The sequence below is a fragment of the Synergistaceae bacterium genome (assembly GCA_012521675.1).
Classification (GTDB): Bacteria; Synergistota; Synergistia; order Synergistales; family Aminobacteriaceae; genus JAAYLU01.
The window spans coordinates 20,430-39,141 of the sequence record JAAYLU010000042.1; the positions used below are offsets into that span (position 1 = coordinate 20,430).

Below are 18,712 nucleotides of genomic sequence, written 5' to 3' on the forward strand. Positions count from 1 at the left end.
GATTTTACCACAGAAGAGGTGATTCTTTACTACACCTCCGACAGGTTTTTCCCCATTTTCGCCTCGGCTTTAAGCGGAACCGACAGGGTCGCCGCACCTTCCATTATCCTGACGAGCTCCGCTTCTACCTCGACGGCTTTCTCAACGGGGCATTCACAGACAAGCGAGTCGTGCACCTGCAGCATAAGACGGACGCTTCTGTCGCTGGAGTACCGGCGGCTGAAGTCTATCATGGCCCTTCGGGCTATGTCCGCCGCGCTACCCTGGATCGGGGTGTTCACCGCGACCCTGCGCAAAGCGTCCCTGTCTCTCGGACTGGTGGCGACCTCGTCCAACGGGCGAACGCGCCCCGCGATGGTCTTCGTGTATCCGCGCTCCTTCGCCTCGTTATAACCGGCCTCGAGATAGTCCTTCACCCCGGGAAGCGCTCCGAAGTAGCGCCCTATTATCGACGCGGCCTCTTGACGCCCTATGGACAGGCGACTTGCCAGGCCGAAGGTGCTCATTCCGTACAGCAGGCCGAAGTTGATCATCTTCGCCACTCGCCTCAGCTCCGGCGTGACCAGGCCCGGCTCGGTCGAGAAGACCCACGAGGCCGTCTCCGTGTGAATGTCCCTGCCCGACGCGAAGGCGTCCAGCAGGCGCTTGTCGCCGCTTAAGTGGGCGAGGATGCGAAGCTCTATCTGCGAGTAGTCGGCCGCGATGAACATTCGCCCCTCTTCGTGGGGCATCAGGCTCTCCTTGACCCGCACGGCCCAATGGCCGAAGGTCGGCAAATTTTGCAGGTTGGGCTCCCTGCTGCTCAGCCTGCCCGTCCCGGTCACGGCAGGCTCGAAGATGCCGTGTATCACGCCCTTCCCAAATTCCGCCGCCTTCGCCAGAGGCTGCACAAAGCCGGACAGCATCTTCGACAGCTCCCGGTGCTCCATCAGGAGGTTCGGAACCTCGTCGAACGGAGGGCCGAGAGAAGACAGCCCCTCCAGCACGGAGATGTCCGTGGAGTACCCCGTCTTGGTCTTTTTCCCGGGGGGCAGGCCGAGCTTCTCGAAGAGCAGCCAGGCGACCTGCTTGGGGGAGTTCAGATTTATCCTCTCCCCGGCCTTCGACGCGATATCCTCCTCTATGCCGGACAGGCGCCCCGACAGGTCCGAGTCGAGAGAAAAAAGCGCATCCGACGAGCATCTTATTCCGTATCGCTCCATCTCCACCAGCACGGGGATAAGCGGCATATCAAGCCCGAGCATCAACTCCTCGAGCCCTGGATAGCCTTTCATTCGCTCGCTCATGGCACCGTACTCGCCCGCAAGAAGCCCCGCCCGTCCCTCGGGCGGGAGATCCGCATAGCCCTCCATGACGGTCTCCGGCGCGTGATGCGTCGCATCGGGGTGAAGCAGGTAGTGGGCCGTCTTGAAGTCCCGCGCGAGCTCGAGCGGTACGAATCCCGGGCCGAAGCAGGCCGCGGCCTCCTTGAAGTCGGGCATCAGCACAGGCGCACCCGCCTCCGAGAGCCGGGCGAAGAGCTCGCCTCTCTCCTCGGCGGCGACCCTCCGAATCTCCCCCTCTCCCTCGCGGAGGAACAGCTCGGATGCGGAAAGATGCATCGGGTACCTGCCCTCGATCACGGGCAGAAGGACGATCCCCTCAAAGGAGGCGCCGCCCGGTGCCGATTCTCTCTCCGCGCCGGGCCCGTCCCTCTCTTGCAGGAACCTCGACGCCAAACTCTTCAGCCCGAGGCGACGGCAAAGCTTAAGAAACCTCTCAGTATCGGCGGGACGAGGCTCGTACACCGAGAGGTCCTCCTCCGTATCGCAGAGCAACCTCGTCAGCTCGCGGCTTTTGAACGCCTGCTCGCGGTTCCCCTCCAGCCTGGTCTTCATCGCGCCCTTCAGCTCGGCCAGGTTATCGTAAATGCCCTCCAGGGTGACGTATTTTCCCAGCAGCTTCCTGGCCGTCTTGTCACCTACCCCGGGGACCCCGGGGACGTTGTCCACTGTATCGCCGAGAAGGGCGAGGTAGTCCGGCATCGAGGATGGAGGGAAGCCGTACTCCTCCGTAAAGGAGCCGCCGTCCATCTTGACGAAGCTGCTGATGCCCCTGACCGGCCTCAATACCTCGATCTCCCTGTCCAAGATCTGGAGCACGTCCTTGTCGGAGGAGAGCACCAGCGTATCCATGCCCTGCTCCGCAGCCGCGCAGGCCGAGGAGGCGATTACATCGTCGGCCTCTACTCCATCCCTAACTACCACGGGCGCACCCATGACATCCAGCAGCTCCAGGATAAGGGGGAGCTGCGTCTTGAACTCCGGAGGCGTGGGTTTCCTTCCCGCCTTGTAATCCTCGTACGCCTCGTGTCTGAAGGTGGGACCGGGGGCGTCGAAAATAATGCCGTACAGGTCGGGTTCCCATTCGTCCTTTATCTTCTGGAGCATGTTGAAGAACCCGACTATGGCGTTGGTAGGAGTCCCGTCCGGTGCGTTCAGCTCCCTGATGGCGTAAAAAGCCCTGAACGCAAGCCCATGACCGTCCACGAGAAGTAATTTTTTCTTTTTCAGATCTATCACACCCCTCAGGCAAGCGACGTTAAGAAATAATGACCTTTCAAGGTTATAATAGCTCATTGTGCGACTTTGCGCACCAACGACGCACGACAAGACGAAGCACCGAGGAGGAACTGAAATGAAGGAGACGGTACGGGTTCGCTTCGCTCCGAGCCCGACAGGAGCGCTGCACATCGGGGGCGGGCACACGGCCCTGTTCAACTGGCTGTGGGCCAGGCACATGGGCGGGAAGTTCATCCTGCGCATAGAGGACACCGACAGGGAGCGCTCGACCCAGGAGTACGAGGATACGATAATGTCCGGCATGCGCTGGCTCGGGCTCGACTGGGACGAGGGACCGGACACGGGCGGCCCCTACGGCCCGTACAGACAGTCGGAGCGCCTCTCATTCTACCGCGAGACAGCCGAAAAACTCCTGGGCGAAGACAAGGCGTACAGGGAGGGCAATGCGGTGATATTCAAGATGCCACCAGGAGTTCCGCTCGCCTTCGACGACATAGTGTACGGGCGCATAGAGATGCTCAGCGACACCCTGAAGGACACTGTGATGATAAAGAGCGACGGCATGCCCACCTACAACTTCGCCGTCGTGGTCGACGACCACTTCATGGGGATAACCCACGTCATAAGAGGGGAGGATCACATATCCAACACCCCGAAGCAGCTCGCGCTGTACGATTCGCTCGGATGGGAGAGGCCCGTCTTCGCCCACCTGCCGATGATACTTGGCAAGGACAAGAAGAAACTCTCGAAGAGGCATGGCGCCACCAGCGTCTACGAATACCGGGACATGGGCTACATGCCCGACTCGGTGTTCAACTTCCTGGCGCTGCTCGGCTGGTCGCCGGGAGACGACAGGGAGATCTTCTCCCGCGAGGAGGCAGCGGATATGTTCGACCTGTCGAGGGTGATCAAGAAGCCGTCGGTCTTCGACATGGACAAGCTGAATCACATCAACCAGGAGCACCTCAAGAGGCTACCGCCTTACGAGCGACTGGCCCTGGTGGAGCCCTTCTGGAGGGGAATGGGCCTTCCGGTGGACTCTCACTCGAGGGAGTACCTGGCGGATTCCCTTACCCTTTTGGAGGGACGGGGGCAGACAGCCAGGGAGGCCGCAACCTACTCCGACTACTTCCTGGACTTCGAGCCTGTAAAGGAGAGGTACGAGGGGGTTTCGAAGGACGGAAAGCACATTGAAGTTTTAAGGAGGTACAACTCCGAGCTTCTGTCTCTGCCGGACTGGAACGCAAAGGGCATGGAGGACTTCTCCCGTGAGTGGAGCGTCGCGAACGGCATCAAGATGAGGGACCTTGCGATGCCCCTTCGCCTATGCCTGACCGGGATGAAGGTCAGCCCCGGAGTGTTCGAGGTAGCCGAGCACTTGGGTCAGGACGAGGTGCGAAGGCGCCTGGAGCACTACGGAGTCATATAGGACGAAGGCGGGCCTCGAGGCCCGCCTTTTTATTGACCGTGTGGTATCACCCGTCATTTCGCACCGGTGGAGGCTCTTTTCAGGCCCCCTCCACGGATGGCTGTTTCACGGGCTTTCCCGTGTCCGTTACTATCTGGGCCTTGCGGTCGTACGAGGAAATGAGATAGTCCTCCGACGACAGCAGGCACTTCACCGGGCAAATCTCCACGCACTGAGCGCAGAAGCAGCACCTGTCGACGTGGATCTGGATCTTCTTGTCCTCGGGGAGGAACTCGATCGCGTTCGCCGGGCAGACCCTTATGCAGAGCCTGCACCCTATGCAGGCCTCCCTGTCGTAGTTCAGTCTGCCTCGGAAGTGCTCGTTGACACCTATGGGCGGATTGAGCTCTATCCACCCCTTCTCCGCCGCGTCAAGGGCCTCCGTCATGGAGTCTGGCATCCTGGCCACGGGGAAGAGGTTGGTGAAGGTCCTCTCCCATAGCTGGCGCACCAGCTGAACGATCATGCGGTTGATCATGGCTCTCCACCCCCTCCTAGGCCATGAGGCCGACCGTGGCCAGGATCATGCCGGCTATGGACAGCCCGGCCACTTTGATCAGGTAGAACTCCGACGCCTGCCAGATCTTGAACCTTCCGAACATGGTCCTCATAAGAGTGACAACCAGGACCTGGACTATGAAGACCTTGACCCAGAAACAGACGAAGTCGAAGGCGAACAGAAGCACTCCCCCGAGCCTCAGGAAACCACCGAGAGACCAGGGGAAGAAGAGTACCGTGATCAGGGCCGACAGGGCCGTCGCCCTGAGAGCGAAGACGATCTTCAACAGGGCCAGGTTTCTGCCGGAGTACTCGATTATCAGTCCGTCGAGTATCTCGGTCTTGGCCTCGGGGATGTCCATCGGGCCCTTGCCCGTCTCGCCCGGAACCACCAGGATCAGGGAGAGGAAGAGGCAGAACACCCCTAGGAAGCCTATCCTTCCCGACATGCCCCACACGGACATGCCCGCAAAGGTCTCGAGGTTGAACGGGTCGCCCGGCATGCCGGTCCTGAGGGCCACCCACGCCATGGTCGACACGACCACAGCGAGGGGCAACTCGTAGCTCATCATCAGGACCATCTCGCGCTGCGCTCCGACGTTCGCTATCGGGCTCCCGCTCGCGAAGCCTCCTACAGCCATTGCGACCCCCGACAGGCCCAGCAGGTAGATTATCAGTATCAGGTCTCCGTGCATCCCGAGGACGGGCGGAAGAGAGCCTATCGGGATGTAGAGGAAGAGCATGATCATGCTGGCGGCCGCAACCCAGGGGGCCCCGTTGAACGCCCATTTGACCGCCCTGCGGGGGACTATGTTCTCCTTGCCGAGCAGTTTCAGCACGTCGATGAACGGCTGCAGAAGGGGCGGACCGAGGCGGCGCTGCATCCGAGCGTTTATTATCCTGTCGGCTCCGTCGTACAGGAGGGCCAGGATGATCACCAGAAGCATAAGCGCGATTCCGGATACCAGTCGCATAACGGCCATCAACATCTCTGCCTCAGCCTCCTTGTCTTCTCCCTGCTCATCTCGATCAGCTCGGCTCTAGTGTATATCCTGTCGGCCGCGCCGGAGGAGTTCGTCACCAGCATCCTCTCCATGCAGGATATGCACGGGTCGATGCTGTTGATGATGAGAGGCGCATCGGCCAGCTCGTTGTCCCTGAACATCAGCGGCCAGGATACCGCGTTGGCGTAGGTCGGCGCCCGCACCTTCCACCAGTTGACGTTCTCCTCCCCGGCCTTGAGATGCACCACGTGAGTGTCGTCCCCTCTTGGGGCCTCGATGACGCTCCAGCCAGTCCCCTCGGCCTTTTTCAGCGAGGCGAGCACCTTGTTCAAGTTGCTCTCCGTGACGATGTCCCCCTCGGGGAGTCCCTTCATCACTCGCTCTACTATGTTGAGCGACTGGTGTACTTCGAGCACCCTCACAAGGAAGCGATCGAAGACGTCGCCGTAGGCCTTGCCGTAGTAATCCTGCGGGACTATGGCCTTTACGTTGAAATCGGCATAAGCCTCGTACGGCGATGTCTCGCGAATATCGCACCTCACTCCGCTGGCCCGTGCTGTAGGTCCGACCGCGTTGTGCCTCACCGCTTCCTCCTCCGTCAGGACCCCGACGTTGCGCATGCGCGCCTTGGCTATCGGGTCCGCCGTCACGACATCGTAGAAGGCGCCAAACTCGGCCTTGTAGTACTTCACCATCTCCTTGACGGCCTTGGCGACCTCGGGGGTGATATCCCACCGGACGCCGCCGACGGTGGCAACTCCGTAGTTGACCCTGTTGCCGGAGAGGGCCTCCAGCACGTCCATCACCTTCTCGCGAAGCACCATCCCTAGATGGAACGCCGAATCGAAGCCTATCGAGTAGCAGGCCACGCCGGCCCAGAGAATATGGGAGTGCAGCCTCTCCAGCTCCAGCACGAGAGACCTTATATACTGGGCGCGCGGAGGAACCGGGTAGTCCGCCGCATCCTCCACTGCGCGCAGGAAGGCGACCACGTGGGCGAACGAGCAGATCCCGCAGATCCTCTCCGACAGGTATATAACCTGGATCGGGTTTCTCTCGCGCGCCATGAACTCGATCCCGCGGTGGATGGCCCCCGGCCGTACCCTTGCGCCTACTATCTTTTCGCCGTCGAGGTCCAGCCAAGCTGTAATCGGCTCTTTAAGACCGACGTGGACGGGGCCAATTGGAATAGTGTAAGATTTTTCCATCATCGTTCCCCCTACGAAAGTTCCCTTACGTCCTCGGGCTTGGGGCCCGTCTCGTCCCTGCGCCACGGCTTGACGGACTCGTCCCAGTCCTCCGGGAGGAAGACCAGCCCCTTGTTAGGCAGGCCATCGAAGTCGATTCCGAGCATCTCGCGCATCTCGCGCTCGCTGTACTCCACCCCCGGAATACGGGAGTGCAGCGACGGCATCACGAGGTCCTCCTTGGGCACCTCGACACCGACCGCCACCCCGAAGCGCTTTCCGCGCCCCGCGGCATGGAACATGCCGAAGTGGTAGTACAGGGAGATGTGGTCGCCGTCGTCGTTCCCGGACATTACGTGGAACATCGGGAAGTCGAACTCGCCCAGGAGATCTATCAACTCGAGGAACCGCGCCCTCTCCACGGACAGCCACAGGTCTCGGTACTGCTCCTCGTTCTTCAGTCCGCCGGTATGAGAGTTGATCCTTACCATTGCGTCCTCTCCAAAGGCCTCCTTCACCCTGGCCAGCAGCTCTTCGGGCGCACGCCCCTCCGCACTGTTAACACCTGTTGCGGGGAAAGTCATGACTCAGCCTCACCAACTTTCTTCGGTTCCCTGAGGGACTCCAGCTTCATGACGGCCTTGGCCACTCCTTCGATTATCGCCTCCGGGCGAGGAGGGCATCCGTGCACGTAGACATCGACCGGGATGACATTGTCCACCGGGCCGTCGAGGTTGTAGGACTTGTAGAAGACGTCGCCGGAAGACCCGCAGTTGCCGACCACCACGACCGCCTTCGGGTCTGGCATCTGTTCGTATATTCGCCTCAGCCTCTCGGTCATGTATTTCGTCACAGGCCCCGTCACTATCAGAACGTCGGCGTGCCTCGGGGTTCCTACAAGTTTCATGCCGAAGCGCTCGATATCGTAGCGCGGGCTAATGCAGGCCACAATCTCTATGTCGCATCCGTTGCACGACCCGGAGTTGCACGTCGTCACCCAGAGCGACTTGGGCAGAATATCCAGGTACCTCTCCATGAGTTTGTTGATCATGTCGCCCCTCCTATAGAAGAATGAACACGGCCATCAGGGCGACCACTACCACGTAGAAGCCGACGATATCCGTTCCGATTCCCGTGTGCATTCCGATCAGGGCCCTGTAGAAGGGGGCCATGGCCTTCCGAAAACCCCAGTACGCGGAGGAGGCCGGCACCGTTATCTCCGCCCCCTCCTCCGGGACCACGTTTCCGGACCAGAAGATCTCGTCCTGTTCGGTCCCCTCCTTGTAGTCTTCGCGCCCCTGGGCGCGAAGCCACAGGACCAGGGCGGCGGCTATCGCAAAAAACGCTATCCAGGACGATACGTCCCAGTAGCCGAACCCAGTGTAAACAGTACCGAGCATCAGAGCCCACCTCCCATTACTGCGCCGATATACCCGGCCTGGTCGACAAGCGCCTTGGCGGCGGGCTCAACCAGGTATGAAAGAGTCCAGGACGGGAAGAGAGTGGCAATCATGACCGCGAGGGTCAGCACCCCCATGCCGAATAGCATTCCGGTCGGGACCTCCCTCACCGAGGTGAACGACCCCTTCTCCGGCCCCAGGAACGCTGTCTGGAAGACCTTGACGAAAGAGGCCAGGGTCAGCACCGAAGTGACCAGAGCGACGACGGTCAGAGAGGGATGGACCGCGAAGGCCGACTCGTAGATCAGCAGCTTCGACACGAAGCCGTTGAAGGGCGGGAGCCCGGAGATCGCGGCCGCCGCTATCACGAACATCCCTGTAGTGAAGGGCATCCTCCTCGCCAGTCCGCCCAGCTCGTTGAGGTCGCGCTTTCCGGTAGCGTAGTAGACCGCGCCCGCCGCGAGGAATAGAAGGGCCTTGTACATCGTGTAGTTGTAGATGTGGAAGATGCCGCCCTTGATGGCGGTGAAGCCGTATTCGGCCATGCCTCGCGCATCGGTCAGCACCAGCATCCCGACTCCGAGACCAAGCAGCATGTAGCCCACCTGCGAGACGGAGTGATAGCCTATGAGGCGTTTTATCTCGTGCTGGACGACCGCCATCGTGACACCGAAGAACATGGAGGCAAGCCCCATCGCGATTATGACCCACGGCACGAACGCTCCGCCGAGGTTCACGCCGTATAGCGAGAAGCAGACGCGCATCAGCCCGTACAGAGAGGCCTGGCTGACCGCCACCAATAGGCACGATACGCCGGACGGCGCCTCGGCGTACGCGTCCGGAAGCCACATGTGGAGCGGGAAGGCTCCGCACTTCATCGCGAGGGTCCCCACCAGGAAGACCAGCGCCAGCTTTTCCATAGTCCCCGGTCTCATCAGCGAGCCTATGGCGGCCATGTTCAGAGCGTTGTACTTTCCGTACAGGGCGCCCGCCGCGACCAGGAAGATCATCGAGCTGACCTGCGAGATGAGCATGTACTTGAAGCTCGCCTCTATTGCCTCCGGCCTGTCCCTCCAGAATGCTATGAGGCCGATGGATGCTATGGAGGCGATCTCGAGGAAGACGAAGAAGTTGAATATGTCGCCCGTGATCATCATGCCGAGCATCCCGGTAGTCAGCAGGAAGTAGAGAGCGACGAAGCGGCCCAGGCCGGTGAACTTCTCCATGTAGTTCATGGAGAACAGAGCGCCTGCGAAGGATGCTATCGTTCCGCAGACCGCCATGAAGGCGCTGAAGGCGTCCACCTCCATGATTATCCTTATCGGTAGCTTCATCCCGAGCGGCAGGGTTAGATTGTAGCTCTCGCCGCCCATGACGTACACGGCCGTCCCGTTCGTCAGAACGTGCTTGAAAAGAAGCAGCGAGACCAAAAGGGTCAGGAATGAGACGACCGTCAGAAGCGCGTCGCGGGGCGTCCTGCCGAACGGGGAGACGACAGGCGCTATGAACGCGCCGAAGAGCGGAACCGCCAGCAATAGCGCCGGAAGGTGATCGTTCCAGTTCATCCTCTCAACCTCCTGATCTCGTCGATGTCAAGCGTCCCGTAATGCCTGTGGACGAGTATTATGAGCGACAGGAGCAGGGCCGTGGTCGCGAGGGCTATGACTATCGCAGTCAGAGTCATCGCCTGAGGCGTGGGGAGCACCATGACCGTCCCCTCGCCCGCCAGGAAGTGGATGGGGATCGTCCCTCCGTTCCTGTAGCCGAGGGCCACCAGGAACAGGTTTACCGACGAGCTTATGATGCTTATCGCTATGGCGATCTTGATGAGGTTCTTCTCCATGAAGATTGCGACCATGCCGCCCAGGAACAGAAGACCCACCAGGAAAAAAGGAGCGTTAGCTATCATGCCCGTGCACCTCCTTCAAGACCGTTCTCTCGTGCCCCGTCTCATGCTCCAGGGGCTCCGCCTTGAACATGCGAATACCTCTGTGCATCGTAAGAATTATCAGCGACAGAGCACCTGTGACCTCGAGTCCAACCGCCACTGACATGAGGGCCACGGTGCCGACTCCGGGGAAAAACCCGGAGGCGCTCTCAGCAAGGGGCCTCGCCATGAAGTTGAAGAAGAAGGTCATCGGGAAGCCCAGGAACGCTAGGATGAAGAAGACTATCAGCCCGACCTCCTCGAACAGGTCGAACAGCTTGTCGTTCACCCTCGCCGCAACCCTTCCGCCGCCGTAGGCGACGAGAAGGAAGGCCGTGAAAGTCGCGATTATCGCGCCGCCCTGGAAACCTCCGCCCGGGGTCACGTAACCGTGCAACAGAACGTTTACGCCGAAGACGATCATGAACCATGCAAACAGGTCGCAGACCGTCCGGACCACTACCGAGAGCGGATTCACGGTTTCTTCCTCCCTTCCCTCAGCAGGACGGACACAGCGGTGAGCGCGGTGAAGAGGACCGCCGCCTCTCCTATGGTGTCGAAGCCCCTGTAATCGAAGACTATCGCCGTCACGATATTCTCGGCGGATATGTCGTTGAGCGCGTTCTCTATGAAGTAGTCGTCCATGGGCGCGTCGAGCGGGTCTCCGAACGGATGTACCGCGTCAAGGGCGCCGACGATGAACGAACCGAGAAGAATCGCCGCTGTTACGAAGAGCGTCTTTTTCACCAGTCCCTACCCCCTTCGCGCCTCTTGGGCCGGCTGCAGGCCCTGATGGTGATTATGAAGATGGTCGTGCTGAGAGCCGCTCCTATGGCCGCCTCCGCCATCGCCACGTCGGGCGCCTGGAGCAGGTAGAACTCCAGCGCCATCATCAAGCTGAAGATCGACATGGAGATAACCGACGAGATCAGGTCCCTGAACCAGAGGGCGAAGAAGGCCGCTATGCCCATTACGGACAGCACGAAGATGTGCATCGCAGAGTTCATCATGCCCCTTTCCCCCCTTCACGACTCTCCTCCAGTTTGTCTACCACTGCCTGCGCAGGCAGGATGCCGCTCCTGTGAGAGGCCCTCGCGAGGGCGTGTGCCCCGGTCGCGTTCGTGATGAGAAGGACCATGAGAGCCACGCAAGCGTGGATGAAAAGAACCAGGAAGCGCTGCTCCCCCTCTCCGATCAGCCGGCCCAGAGAATAGATGAGCACGGCGAAGACTATGAATATGGTGCCGAAAGTGGTGCACTTCGTCGTGCCGTGAAGCCTGGTGTAGACATCGGGGAACCGGTACAGGGCCACCGCTCCCAACGAATTGAATATAAGACTGACTATGAGAGCGGCCGTCACAAGCAGAAAGACAACCACTTGCTCACACCTCCCCCTCTATATGCCTGGCGATGAACATCGTACCCACGAACGAGAGCGATGCGTAGACGATGCCTACGTCCACCATGACCACGGAGTCGTAGGCCACCGCCATCAGAAGCATGATCCCCAGGACATAGGTGTTCAATGTGTCTAGCGCCACCGCTCTGTCGGCGACCGTGGGGCCCGCTATGAGGCGTCCGAGCACGGAAAGCGCAAGAACTCCCAAGATAGCCGCGACAAACCAGATAACGTGGACCGTCATTCAGCCAACCTCCTTGCCCACTTGGCAAAACTCCCGTAGAGCTGCTCCCCCGTCGGCTCCTCGTCCTCGACGTACAGCCAGTGGATATAGAAAACACCGGCGTCGTCGACATCCACCGTAAGGGTCCCCGGAGTAAGTGTAATGGAGTTAGCCAGTACAGTCTTTGCTATATCGCTCCTGAGTCCGGGGTTGATCTTGACAATTCCCGGCCTGATCTTTCCGGTTATGACCCTAGTAGCCACGTCGATATTCGCCTTCGCAAGCCCCACCGCGAACGGTCCGAAGAGGAACGCGATGAAGTTCGCCCACCTCCTCGGATCGAGACCCCGTTTACTGAGGTCCCTGCCCGGATGCCAGGACTTGAAGGCATAAGTTATCGCAGCCGCCAAGAGCAGCCCGATCAGCACCTCCCCCAGCGGGATGGCCCCGCCCGACCATACAAGAAGGATGTACATCAGAAACGAGACTATGAAGATAAACACGCGCCACACCTCCCGTCGATGAAAAATAAAAGGACGATGCCTCCGGTCCCTTGAAAACAAACGTGTTCATTATACTCTACATGAGCGACTTGTAAATGAGGTTCTCTCGCCGCCGACCATCGCAAATCGTCGCCGATGAACGCCGATCCCCATGCATCTTTTCCGACGGCTTTTCAGCGAAGGAATATGCTATACTCTCCTTCGCGCGTCGAACCAACGGCGCATAATACGCCAAAATTGGAAGTGAACTTTCATGAAATCCTCCCCCTCGATGAAATCAGCCCTGGCAGACCTCTCGCTAGTAACTGTCTCCCTGTTCTGGGGCCTCAGCTTCGTCGCCATGAAGGACGCGCTTGACTCCTTCCCGACCTTCTGGCTGCTCGTGCTTCGCTTCACGGCCGCCGCCCTGCTCATGGCGGTCATCTTCCGGCGCAAGGTCTCCTCGATGACCATGAAGGACGTGCGCGCCGGGATCATCGTCGGCTTCTTTCTCTTCCTCGGATACGCCACCCAGACGTTGGGTCTCAACTATACCACTCCGGGCAAGCAGGCTTTCTTGACCTCGACCTACGTAGTGATAGTACCCTTTCTCTACTGGGCGCTTCGCAGGGTGTCACCCGGTCCGCTCTCCTTCGCAGCGTCGCTGATCTGCTTGGTCGGGATGGCCCTGCTGTCCCTCCAGGAGGACGCCGGCATAGGCGTCGGAGACACTCTCACCTTCGCGTGCGCCTTCTTCTTCGCCCTCCACATAATCGTCATAGAGCATTTTGTGGTGGACACGGACCCGCTCGTACTCACCACCCTTCAGATCGTGATGGTGGCTGTACTGAGCCTTCCCGCGGCTCTGCTGTTCGAGACCTGGCCCGGTTTCGGGGACGGAAGCGGGCTGTGGAGCATCGCCTACACGGTGGTGCTGTGCACCGTGGTGGCCTTCGCCGTGCAGAACACGGCCCAGAAGTACACCCCGTCCACGCATGTCTCCATCCTGCTCAGCCTTGAGGCGGTCTTCGGCGCCCTCGCGGGGGTCTACTTCATGAACGAGGTCTTCACCTCGCAGATGATCGCGGGCTGCGTGCTCATCTTCGTCGCCGTTCTTTTGACCGTCTCCGGTCCCTCCTTGCTAAAGCTGGTCTCTCCGAAGAGGACCTAGACCCGACGGTCTTTTTCTTATCTGCCGGAGCCCTCACAAGGCAGGACGGCCCGGTACCGATGAGGTCCCGCCTGCCCGCGGCCTCCAGGGCCCTTATTACAACGTCTCGATTCTTCCGGTCGGCGAAGCGCAGCAGGGCACGTTGCATCCTGCGTTCCTCGGGCGATTTCGCCGACCGGACCTCCTCCCCGGTAAAGGGGTTCAGGCCCGTGTAGTACATGCAGGTCGACAGACTGCCCGGAGTGGGGATAAAGTCCTGTATCTGCTCCGGCTGGACTCGGGAGTCCCTTATGAACTCCGCCAGCTCCACCGCGTCCTCCAGGGCCGACCCGGGATGAGAGGAGATGAAATAGGGAACCAGGTACTGTCTCTTTCCAAGCCGCTTGTTCATCGCCGCGAAGGCCGACCTGAACCTCTCGTAGACCTTCCTGCCCGGCTTCCCCATCAGGGCCAGCACCCTCTTTGACACATGCTCCGGTGCGACCTTGAGCTGGCCGCTCACGTGATGCTTGCACAGCTCCTCCAGGAAGCCGCTTTTTCCGTCGGCCAACAGGTAGTCGAAACGTATACCCGATCGAATGAAGACTTTTTTTACCTTCGGGAGGGAGCGCAGCTTTCTAAGCAGCGCGATATAGTCGGAGTGATCGACCTTCAGCTTGCGGCACGGCCTCGGGAAGAGGCAGCGGCGGTCCCTACAGGCGCCCCGGATCAGCTGGTCGTCGCAGGCCGGTATCCTGAAGTTGGCCGTGGGGCCGCCGACATCGTGGATGTAACCCTTGAAATCCGGGAGGGAAGTTAGAATCCTCGCCTCGCGAAGAAGCGACTCGTGGCTGCGGCTCTGAATTATCCTTCCCTGGTGGTAGTGGATGGCGCAGAAGGAGCAGCCGCCGAAGCAACCTCGGTGGCTCGCGAGGCTGAAGCGGACCTCTGCAATGGCCGGCACGCCGCCATCGTCGTCGTACCTCGGGTGCCAGGTCCTGGCGTAAGGAAGGGAGTAAACCAGGTCCATCTCCTCGGTGGTAAGAGGCCTTGCGGGCGGGTTTTGCACGATCCAACTGTTTCCGTGCATCTGGGCCACGGCTCGGCCCCTGAAGGGATCCTGCTCACCGTCCTGGATGGCGAAAGCCTCAGCGAACTTTCTCCTGTCCGACGAGACCTCCTCGAAAGAGGGGCAGACGACGCTCCGTTCCGCCGCTTCGCTCAGCTCCTTCGTGCGCCATACCGTGCCCGGCACGTCCGTCAGGCGTTCGACCGGCGCTCCTTCCGCCAGGGCCCTCGCTATCTCCCGGATCTGAAGCTCTCCCATCCCGTAGACCAGCAAGTCGGCCTGGCTGTCGACGATCATCGACCTGCGCACCGAATCGGACCAGTAGTCGTAGTGAGCGAAGCGCCGGAGGCTCGCCTCCACTCCTCCGATCACGATCGGAAGGTCCTTCCAAAGCTCCCTCAGCCTGCAGCAGTAGGCGATGGTGGCCCTGTCGGGGCGCATACCCGGTCTTCCTCCGGGCGAGTATCTGTCCTCGCTTCTGCTCTTCTTCGCCGCGGTCAGTTTGTTCAGCATCGAGTCAAGATTGCCCGCTGTGACCAGCGCCGCGTACCTCGGCCTTCCCATTATCTTGAAGGAGTCCGCCGTGCGCCAGTCGGGCTGCGGCAGAATCCCGACCCTGAATCCCTCCTCCTCCAACACCCTGGCGATTACCGCGACCCCGAAGGATGGGTGGTCGACATAAGCGTCGCCGCTCACCATCAGAAAATCAAGCCGGTCCCAGCCTCGTTTAGCCATCTCCACTCCGTCGACGGGCAGGAAGCCGGCGCCTGGAACGGGTGGGATGCTCATGCCTGCGGCTCCGTCATCAAAGGTTGCCGATGTGCAGCGTCTTCACCGTGTAGTTCTCGTAGCGGACCCTTATCCCCGTCCTAGCGTCGAGCCGGTAGACCTCGCTCCCTCTCTCCATGGCGTTCGGAAGACCCAGGATCGACAGAACCGCCAGCCGCTCCAGCCCGACGGCCAAGCCCCCATCCAGGCTGTGCTTGGGAGACAGCAGGGTAAGCGACTTGACTTCGGTCAAGCCCCCGCTCGTCAGCAGCACGGCCGTGAGCCCGTCGTACCCGAGGGTGTCCTCGTCCGCGTCGAAGCCCGAGACGGTCACCTTCTTGACGGAGGACTTGAGCGGCGCGCCCAGCGAGGCCATCAGTCCCTCCTTCGTCTCTCCGAAGGTGTGAAGGGCGCGGTCGTAGACGTTGGAGGAGAGGCTGTTGTCCATGGGATTGAACACGGCTATGAACTTGCCGAAGATCCATCCCTCCCTGCCCCCGCGCGGGCGTATCTTGTACCAGGGCCAGGAGTGAGGGGCGGTCACAGTCGTCGCGGAGAGGGTATAGGGCGTCTTCGCCCTGTCGTCGGGAAGGGCCACCTTGATAAGCCCGTTCGGGTCCGGCCCCGACAGCACCGACAGGCCTCTTCCCTTTGCAAGGCGCAAGGTCTTGCCGTCAGCTGCTATAAGGTCCACGTCGGCTAGCGTCACCACCTCGGTCCCTTCGTCGCCGGCCCACGACTCCAGCACCTCCACCTCGTTGCCGGCGGTCACCTTTCCCACCACCGAGCTGCTCACCGAGTGAGAGCCGCGCAGGTTCACGCCGGATCCAATCACAACTCCCCTCGTCGGACGCAGTATCTCCAGCGCGTCGGTCATGACGGGAGAGGACACAGGCAGAGGCTGCGAACCCGGAAGGGAGGTCAAGTCCAGCGGCGCCCCCCCAGGTGTCGCCAGGGGCTGCACGGAGGCCTCCTCCCGAGTCGCGGGCGGCTGCACTGGCTGCTTCGCCACGGGTTTGCCTCCGCTGCTCTCGTACGGGATCTTCCCTGCCTGCTGCAGAAACCAGTAGACCCCGCCGCCGAGCACTCCGACGAAGAGGAAGAAGAGCACCACCAGGAAGACTCCTCCCTTGCGGTCTCTCTGGGTCTTTCGGGCTCCTATGGCGGCGTTGAACTCCCTGTAGCCCGCGCCGGCCATCGCGGCGTTCGAGCGCAGAGGCTCCCGTCTTTGAGGACGCGGCTCGTACGACGCGGAGACGACCCCGTCATACTCGTCTTCGTCTTCGTCGTCATAGTCGTCCTCCCCGTCGTCCACGGGAAAATCCTCCTCGGGGGGATCGTAGTCGCGGACCACCTCGTCGTCGAGTTCATCTCTCTCGGCGCGAAAGCCCGAAGTAGTACCGGGGACGAACAGGCCGCACTCCGGACAGAAGCGGAAGGAGTTCTCGACCAGGCTCCCGCACTCGGGACACCTCCTGCCTACGCTCCCCGTCTCATTTCCGGTGGTTCCGGAATCGTCGAAATTCCTCACGATAGGGGACCTCCTCTCGAAATAGCGAAAACACTTTTTACGGCGTATCGGTCATTCCAACAGTCATTATCCTTGTAAAAGCATCTGGAATCAATCGGCGCCGCTCTTTCGCTCTATCTTGGCCCACGTGTCCTTCAGCGCGACGGTCCGGTTGAACACGGGGAGCTCCGGCGTGGAGTCCGAGTCCATGCAGAAGTACCCCTGGCGCATGAACTGGAATCGGTCCATCGGGCTCGCCTCGGCCAGCATCGGCTCGACGAGGCACTCATCGAGTATCGCCTGGGACTCCGGGTTCAGGTAATCGGAGTAGCACTTGCCCTCCTCCATCTCGCTCATGTCGCGAAGGGTGAACAGGTTCTCGTAGAGCCTGACCCGAGCCCTGATGGCGTGCGGCGCGGACACCCAGTGAAGGGTGCCTTTGACTCGCCGTCCGTCGGGCGTCGCACCCCCCCTCGTCTCCGGGTCGTAGACGCAGCGCAGTTCGATCACGTTGCCGGACTCATCGCGGACCACGTCCCTGCAGGTGATGAGGTAGGCGTGCTTGAGCCGAACCTCCGCACCGGGAGACAGCCTGAAGAACTTCCTGGGAGGGTTCTCCATGAAGTCACCTCTTTCAATGTACAGCTCCCTTGAAAAGGGTATCTGTCTGAAGCCGGCCCCCGGGTCCTCCGGGTTGTTCTCCGCGTCCATCATCTCGACCTGGCCCTCCGGGTAGTTCTCGATCACGACCTTCAGGGGCTCCAGCACGGCCATACCCCTCTGTGCCGTCGTGTTAAGCTCCTCCCTGATAACGTAGTGAAGGAACTCTATGTCCACTATGCTGTTGGCCTTCGCCACGCCGATCTCCGAGCAGAAGCGCCTGATCGCCGAGGGAGTGTATCCCCTGCGGCGAATGCCGCTTATAGTCGGCATCCTCGGGTCGTCCCAGCCGGAGACTATACCCTTGTTGACCAGCTCAAGCAGCATCCTCTTGCTCATTATGGTGTACGAGAGGTTCAGCCTGGCGAACTCGAACTGGCGCGGCCTGCTCGGAACGGACACGTTGTCCAGCAACCAGTCGTACAGGGGCCTGTGATCCTCGAATTCAAGCGTGCAGATCGAGTGTGTGATCCCCTCTATCGCGTCCTCGTAACCGTGGGCGAAGTCGTACATCGGGTAGATGCACCAGTCGTCGCCCGTGCGGAAGTGGCTCCGGTGCAATATCCTGTAGAGCACCGGATCCCTCATGTTGATGTTGGGGTGAGTCATGTCTATCTTCGCCCGCAGCACGCACGTTCCGTCCTCGAGGACACCGGCCTTCATCTGCCGGAACAGCTCCAAATTCTCCTCCACGGTGCGATTCCGGTAGGGCGACTCGGTCCCCGGCGAGGTCAGAGTGCCGCGCGTGTTTCGTATCTCGTCAGGCGTCTGGTGGTCGATAAACGCCTTGCCCGCCTCGATCAGCTCTATCGCCCACTCGTAGAACTGCTGGAAGTAGTCCGACGCGTAGCGCAGCGAGTGCCACTGGAAGCCGAGCCACTTCACATCCCGGATGATGGACTCGACGTACTCCGTCTCCTCCTTGGCCGGATTGGTGTCGTCGAAGCGCAGGTTGCAAGTCCCGCCGAACTGCTCCGCAAGCCCGAAGTTCAGGCAGATGGACTTCGCGTGCCCGATGTGCAGGTAGCCGTTGGGCTCCGGCGGGAAGCGAGTTCGCACTTCTTCGACCACGCCGTTTGCAAGGTCGTCTATTATGATCTGCTCGATGAAATGAGGTCCTTTGCCGGTCTGTATCTCCATGGATCTCAACCGCTCCTTTTTCGTCTGATAGGCCCCGGTCCGTCCTCCGGGCGCAAAGCAACAGCCGCTCCTTCGAAAGCGCTCAAGGATATTTTTACACGGGGAGGCGAAAAAGTAAAACCGTGCCGTCAAAACCCGTGAAATCCCTCAACTCAGCTCTCCTCATACCTGTCCGGCGATAAGTACTTATCAAGCCTATCCGATAATTACAGGATATATTCCAGGCTTGCAAAAAGAGGGATTTCAATGGATGATGAACCGGTAGT

At 60.5% G+C, this 18,712-nt stretch carries 20 protein-coding genes; 2 read left to right on the forward strand and 18 right to left on the reverse strand.

Translation table 11 applies throughout. From position 1 onward, the window contains the following. Positions 1-29: 29 nt before the first annotated feature. Positions 30-2,552 carry a DNA polymerase I gene (locus tag GX181_04705; protein NLM71247.1) on the reverse strand — a complete coding sequence of 841 codons (2,523 nt, stop codon included), beginning with the start codon at positions 2,550-2,552 and terminating at the stop codon, positions 30-32. Between the two features lie 124 nt (positions 2,553-2,676). Here GX181_04705 and gltX point away from each other — a divergent pair, with 124 nt between their 5' ends. Continuing rightward, positions 2,677-3,990, forward strand: coding sequence for a glutamate--tRNA ligase (gltX, locus tag GX181_04710; protein ID NLM71248.1), 1,314 nt, complete (start codon positions 2,677-2,679; stop codon positions 3,988-3,990). A gap of 79 nt (positions 3,991-4,069) precedes the next feature. On the opposite strand, the gene GX181_04715 is transcribed toward gltX, so the two are convergent. Genes GX181_04715 through GX181_04780 form a run of 14 tightly spaced genes read right to left on the reverse strand, consistent with a single transcriptional unit; the run spans position 4,070 to position 12,170 of the window. Continuing rightward, entirely contained in the window at positions 4,070-4,507 is a 438-nt protein-coding gene (locus tag GX181_04715) for a 4Fe-4S binding protein (protein ID NLM71249.1), read from the reverse strand. A gap of 16 nt (positions 4,508-4,523) precedes the next feature. Continuing rightward, on the reverse strand, positions 4,524-5,516 hold the full coding sequence (locus GX181_04720; protein ID NLM71250.1) for an NADH-quinone oxidoreductase subunit H: 993 nt from the start codon (positions 5,514-5,516) through the stop codon (positions 4,524-4,526). Then, positions 5,510-6,742, reverse strand: a complete 1,233-nt coding sequence (locus tag GX181_04725; GenBank protein ID NLM71251.1) for an NADH dehydrogenase subunit — start codon at positions 6,740-6,742, stop codon at positions 5,510-5,512. The genes GX181_04720 and GX181_04725 overlap by 7 nt, the downstream gene beginning before the upstream one ends. 8 nt (positions 6,743-6,750) lie before the next feature. Continuing rightward, complete coding sequence (locus GX181_04730; protein ID NLM71252.1) at positions 6,751-7,302, reverse strand: NADH-quinone oxidoreductase subunit C; 552 nt, start codon at positions 7,300-7,302, stop codon at positions 6,751-6,753. Continuing rightward, the gene (locus tag GX181_04735) at positions 7,299-7,754 is read right to left on the reverse strand and encodes an NADH-quinone oxidoreductase subunit B family protein (GenBank protein NLM71253.1); all 456 of its coding nucleotides are present in this window, start codon (positions 7,752-7,754) and stop codon (positions 7,299-7,301) included. The genes GX181_04730 and GX181_04735 overlap by 4 nt, the downstream gene beginning before the upstream one ends. Positions 7,755-7,779: 25 nt before the next feature. After that, positions 7,780-8,118 (reverse strand): hydrogenase, encoded by a 339-nt coding sequence (locus GX181_04740; protein ID NLM71254.1) that lies wholly within the window; start codon positions 8,116-8,118, stop codon positions 7,780-7,782. Beyond that, positions 8,118-9,683, reverse strand: coding sequence for an NADH:ubiquinone oxidoreductase (locus tag GX181_04745; GenBank protein NLM71255.1), 1,566 nt, complete (start codon positions 9,681-9,683; stop codon positions 8,118-8,120). Before GX181_04745 ends, GX181_04740 begins: the two co-directional genes overlap by 1 nt. Then, positions 9,680-10,027 (reverse strand): cation:proton antiporter, encoded by a 348-nt coding sequence (locus GX181_04750; GenBank protein ID NLM71256.1) that lies wholly within the window; start codon positions 10,025-10,027, stop codon positions 9,680-9,682. The genes GX181_04745 and GX181_04750 overlap by 4 nt, the downstream gene beginning before the upstream one ends. Beyond that, positions 10,017-10,523, reverse strand: a complete 507-nt coding sequence (locus GX181_04755) for a sodium:proton antiporter (protein NLM71257.1) — start codon at positions 10,521-10,523, stop codon at positions 10,017-10,019. Before GX181_04755 ends, GX181_04750 begins: the two co-directional genes overlap by 11 nt. Then, the gene (locus GX181_04760; protein ID NLM71258.1) at positions 10,520-10,792 is read right to left on the reverse strand and encodes a hypothetical protein; all 273 of its coding nucleotides are present in this window, start codon (positions 10,790-10,792) and stop codon (positions 10,520-10,522) included. Before GX181_04760 ends, GX181_04755 begins: the two co-directional genes overlap by 4 nt. Continuing rightward, positions 10,789-11,052: a DUF4040 domain-containing protein gene (locus GX181_04765; GenBank protein ID NLM71259.1), complete on the reverse strand. Its 264-nt coding sequence runs from the start codon at positions 11,050-11,052 to the stop codon at positions 10,789-10,791. Before GX181_04765 ends, GX181_04760 begins: the two co-directional genes overlap by 4 nt. After that, entirely contained in the window at positions 11,052-11,423 is a 372-nt protein-coding gene (locus tag GX181_04770; GenBank protein NLM71260.1) for a cation:proton antiporter, read from the reverse strand. Before GX181_04770 ends, GX181_04765 begins: the two co-directional genes overlap by 1 nt. A gap of 4 nt (positions 11,424-11,427) precedes the next feature. Further along, positions 11,428-11,688 carry a cation:proton antiporter gene (locus tag GX181_04775; protein ID NLM71261.1) on the reverse strand — a complete coding sequence of 87 codons (261 nt, stop codon included), beginning with the start codon at positions 11,686-11,688 and terminating at the stop codon, positions 11,428-11,430. Then, positions 11,685-12,170: a cation transporter gene (locus GX181_04780; protein ID NLM71262.1), complete on the reverse strand. Its 486-nt coding sequence runs from the start codon at positions 12,168-12,170 to the stop codon at positions 11,685-11,687. Before GX181_04780 ends, GX181_04775 begins: the two co-directional genes overlap by 4 nt. Before the next feature lie 253 nt (positions 12,171-12,423). Here GX181_04780 and GX181_04785 point away from each other — a divergent pair, with 253 nt between their 5' ends. Beyond that, positions 12,424-13,320 carry a DMT family transporter gene (locus GX181_04785; protein ID NLM71263.1) on the forward strand — a complete coding sequence of 299 codons (897 nt, stop codon included), beginning with the start codon at positions 12,424-12,426 and terminating at the stop codon, positions 13,318-13,320. Here the strand turns inward: GX181_04785 and GX181_04790 are convergent. The 3 genes from GX181_04790 to GX181_04800 all read right to left on the reverse strand — a co-directional run bounded on the left by GX181_04790 (position 13,247) and on the right by GX181_04800 (position 18,446). Beyond that, the gene (locus tag GX181_04790; protein ID NLM71264.1) at positions 13,247-15,157 is read right to left on the reverse strand and encodes a YgiQ family radical SAM protein; all 1,911 of its coding nucleotides are present in this window, start codon (positions 15,155-15,157) and stop codon (positions 13,247-13,249) included. The two genes, GX181_04785 and GX181_04790, sit on opposite strands and share 74 nt — an antisense overlap. 16 nt (positions 15,158-15,173) lie before the next feature. Further along, the gene (locus GX181_04795; GenBank protein NLM71265.1) at positions 15,174-16,667 is read right to left on the reverse strand and encodes a hypothetical protein; all 1,494 of its coding nucleotides are present in this window, start codon (positions 16,665-16,667) and stop codon (positions 15,174-15,176) included. A gap of 90 nt (positions 16,668-16,757) precedes the next feature. Beyond that, positions 16,758-18,446, reverse strand: coding sequence for a glutamine--tRNA ligase/YqeY domain fusion protein (locus tag GX181_04800; GenBank protein ID NLM71266.1), 1,689 nt, complete (start codon positions 18,444-18,446; stop codon positions 16,758-16,760). Positions 18,447-18,712 lie beyond the last annotated feature (266 nt).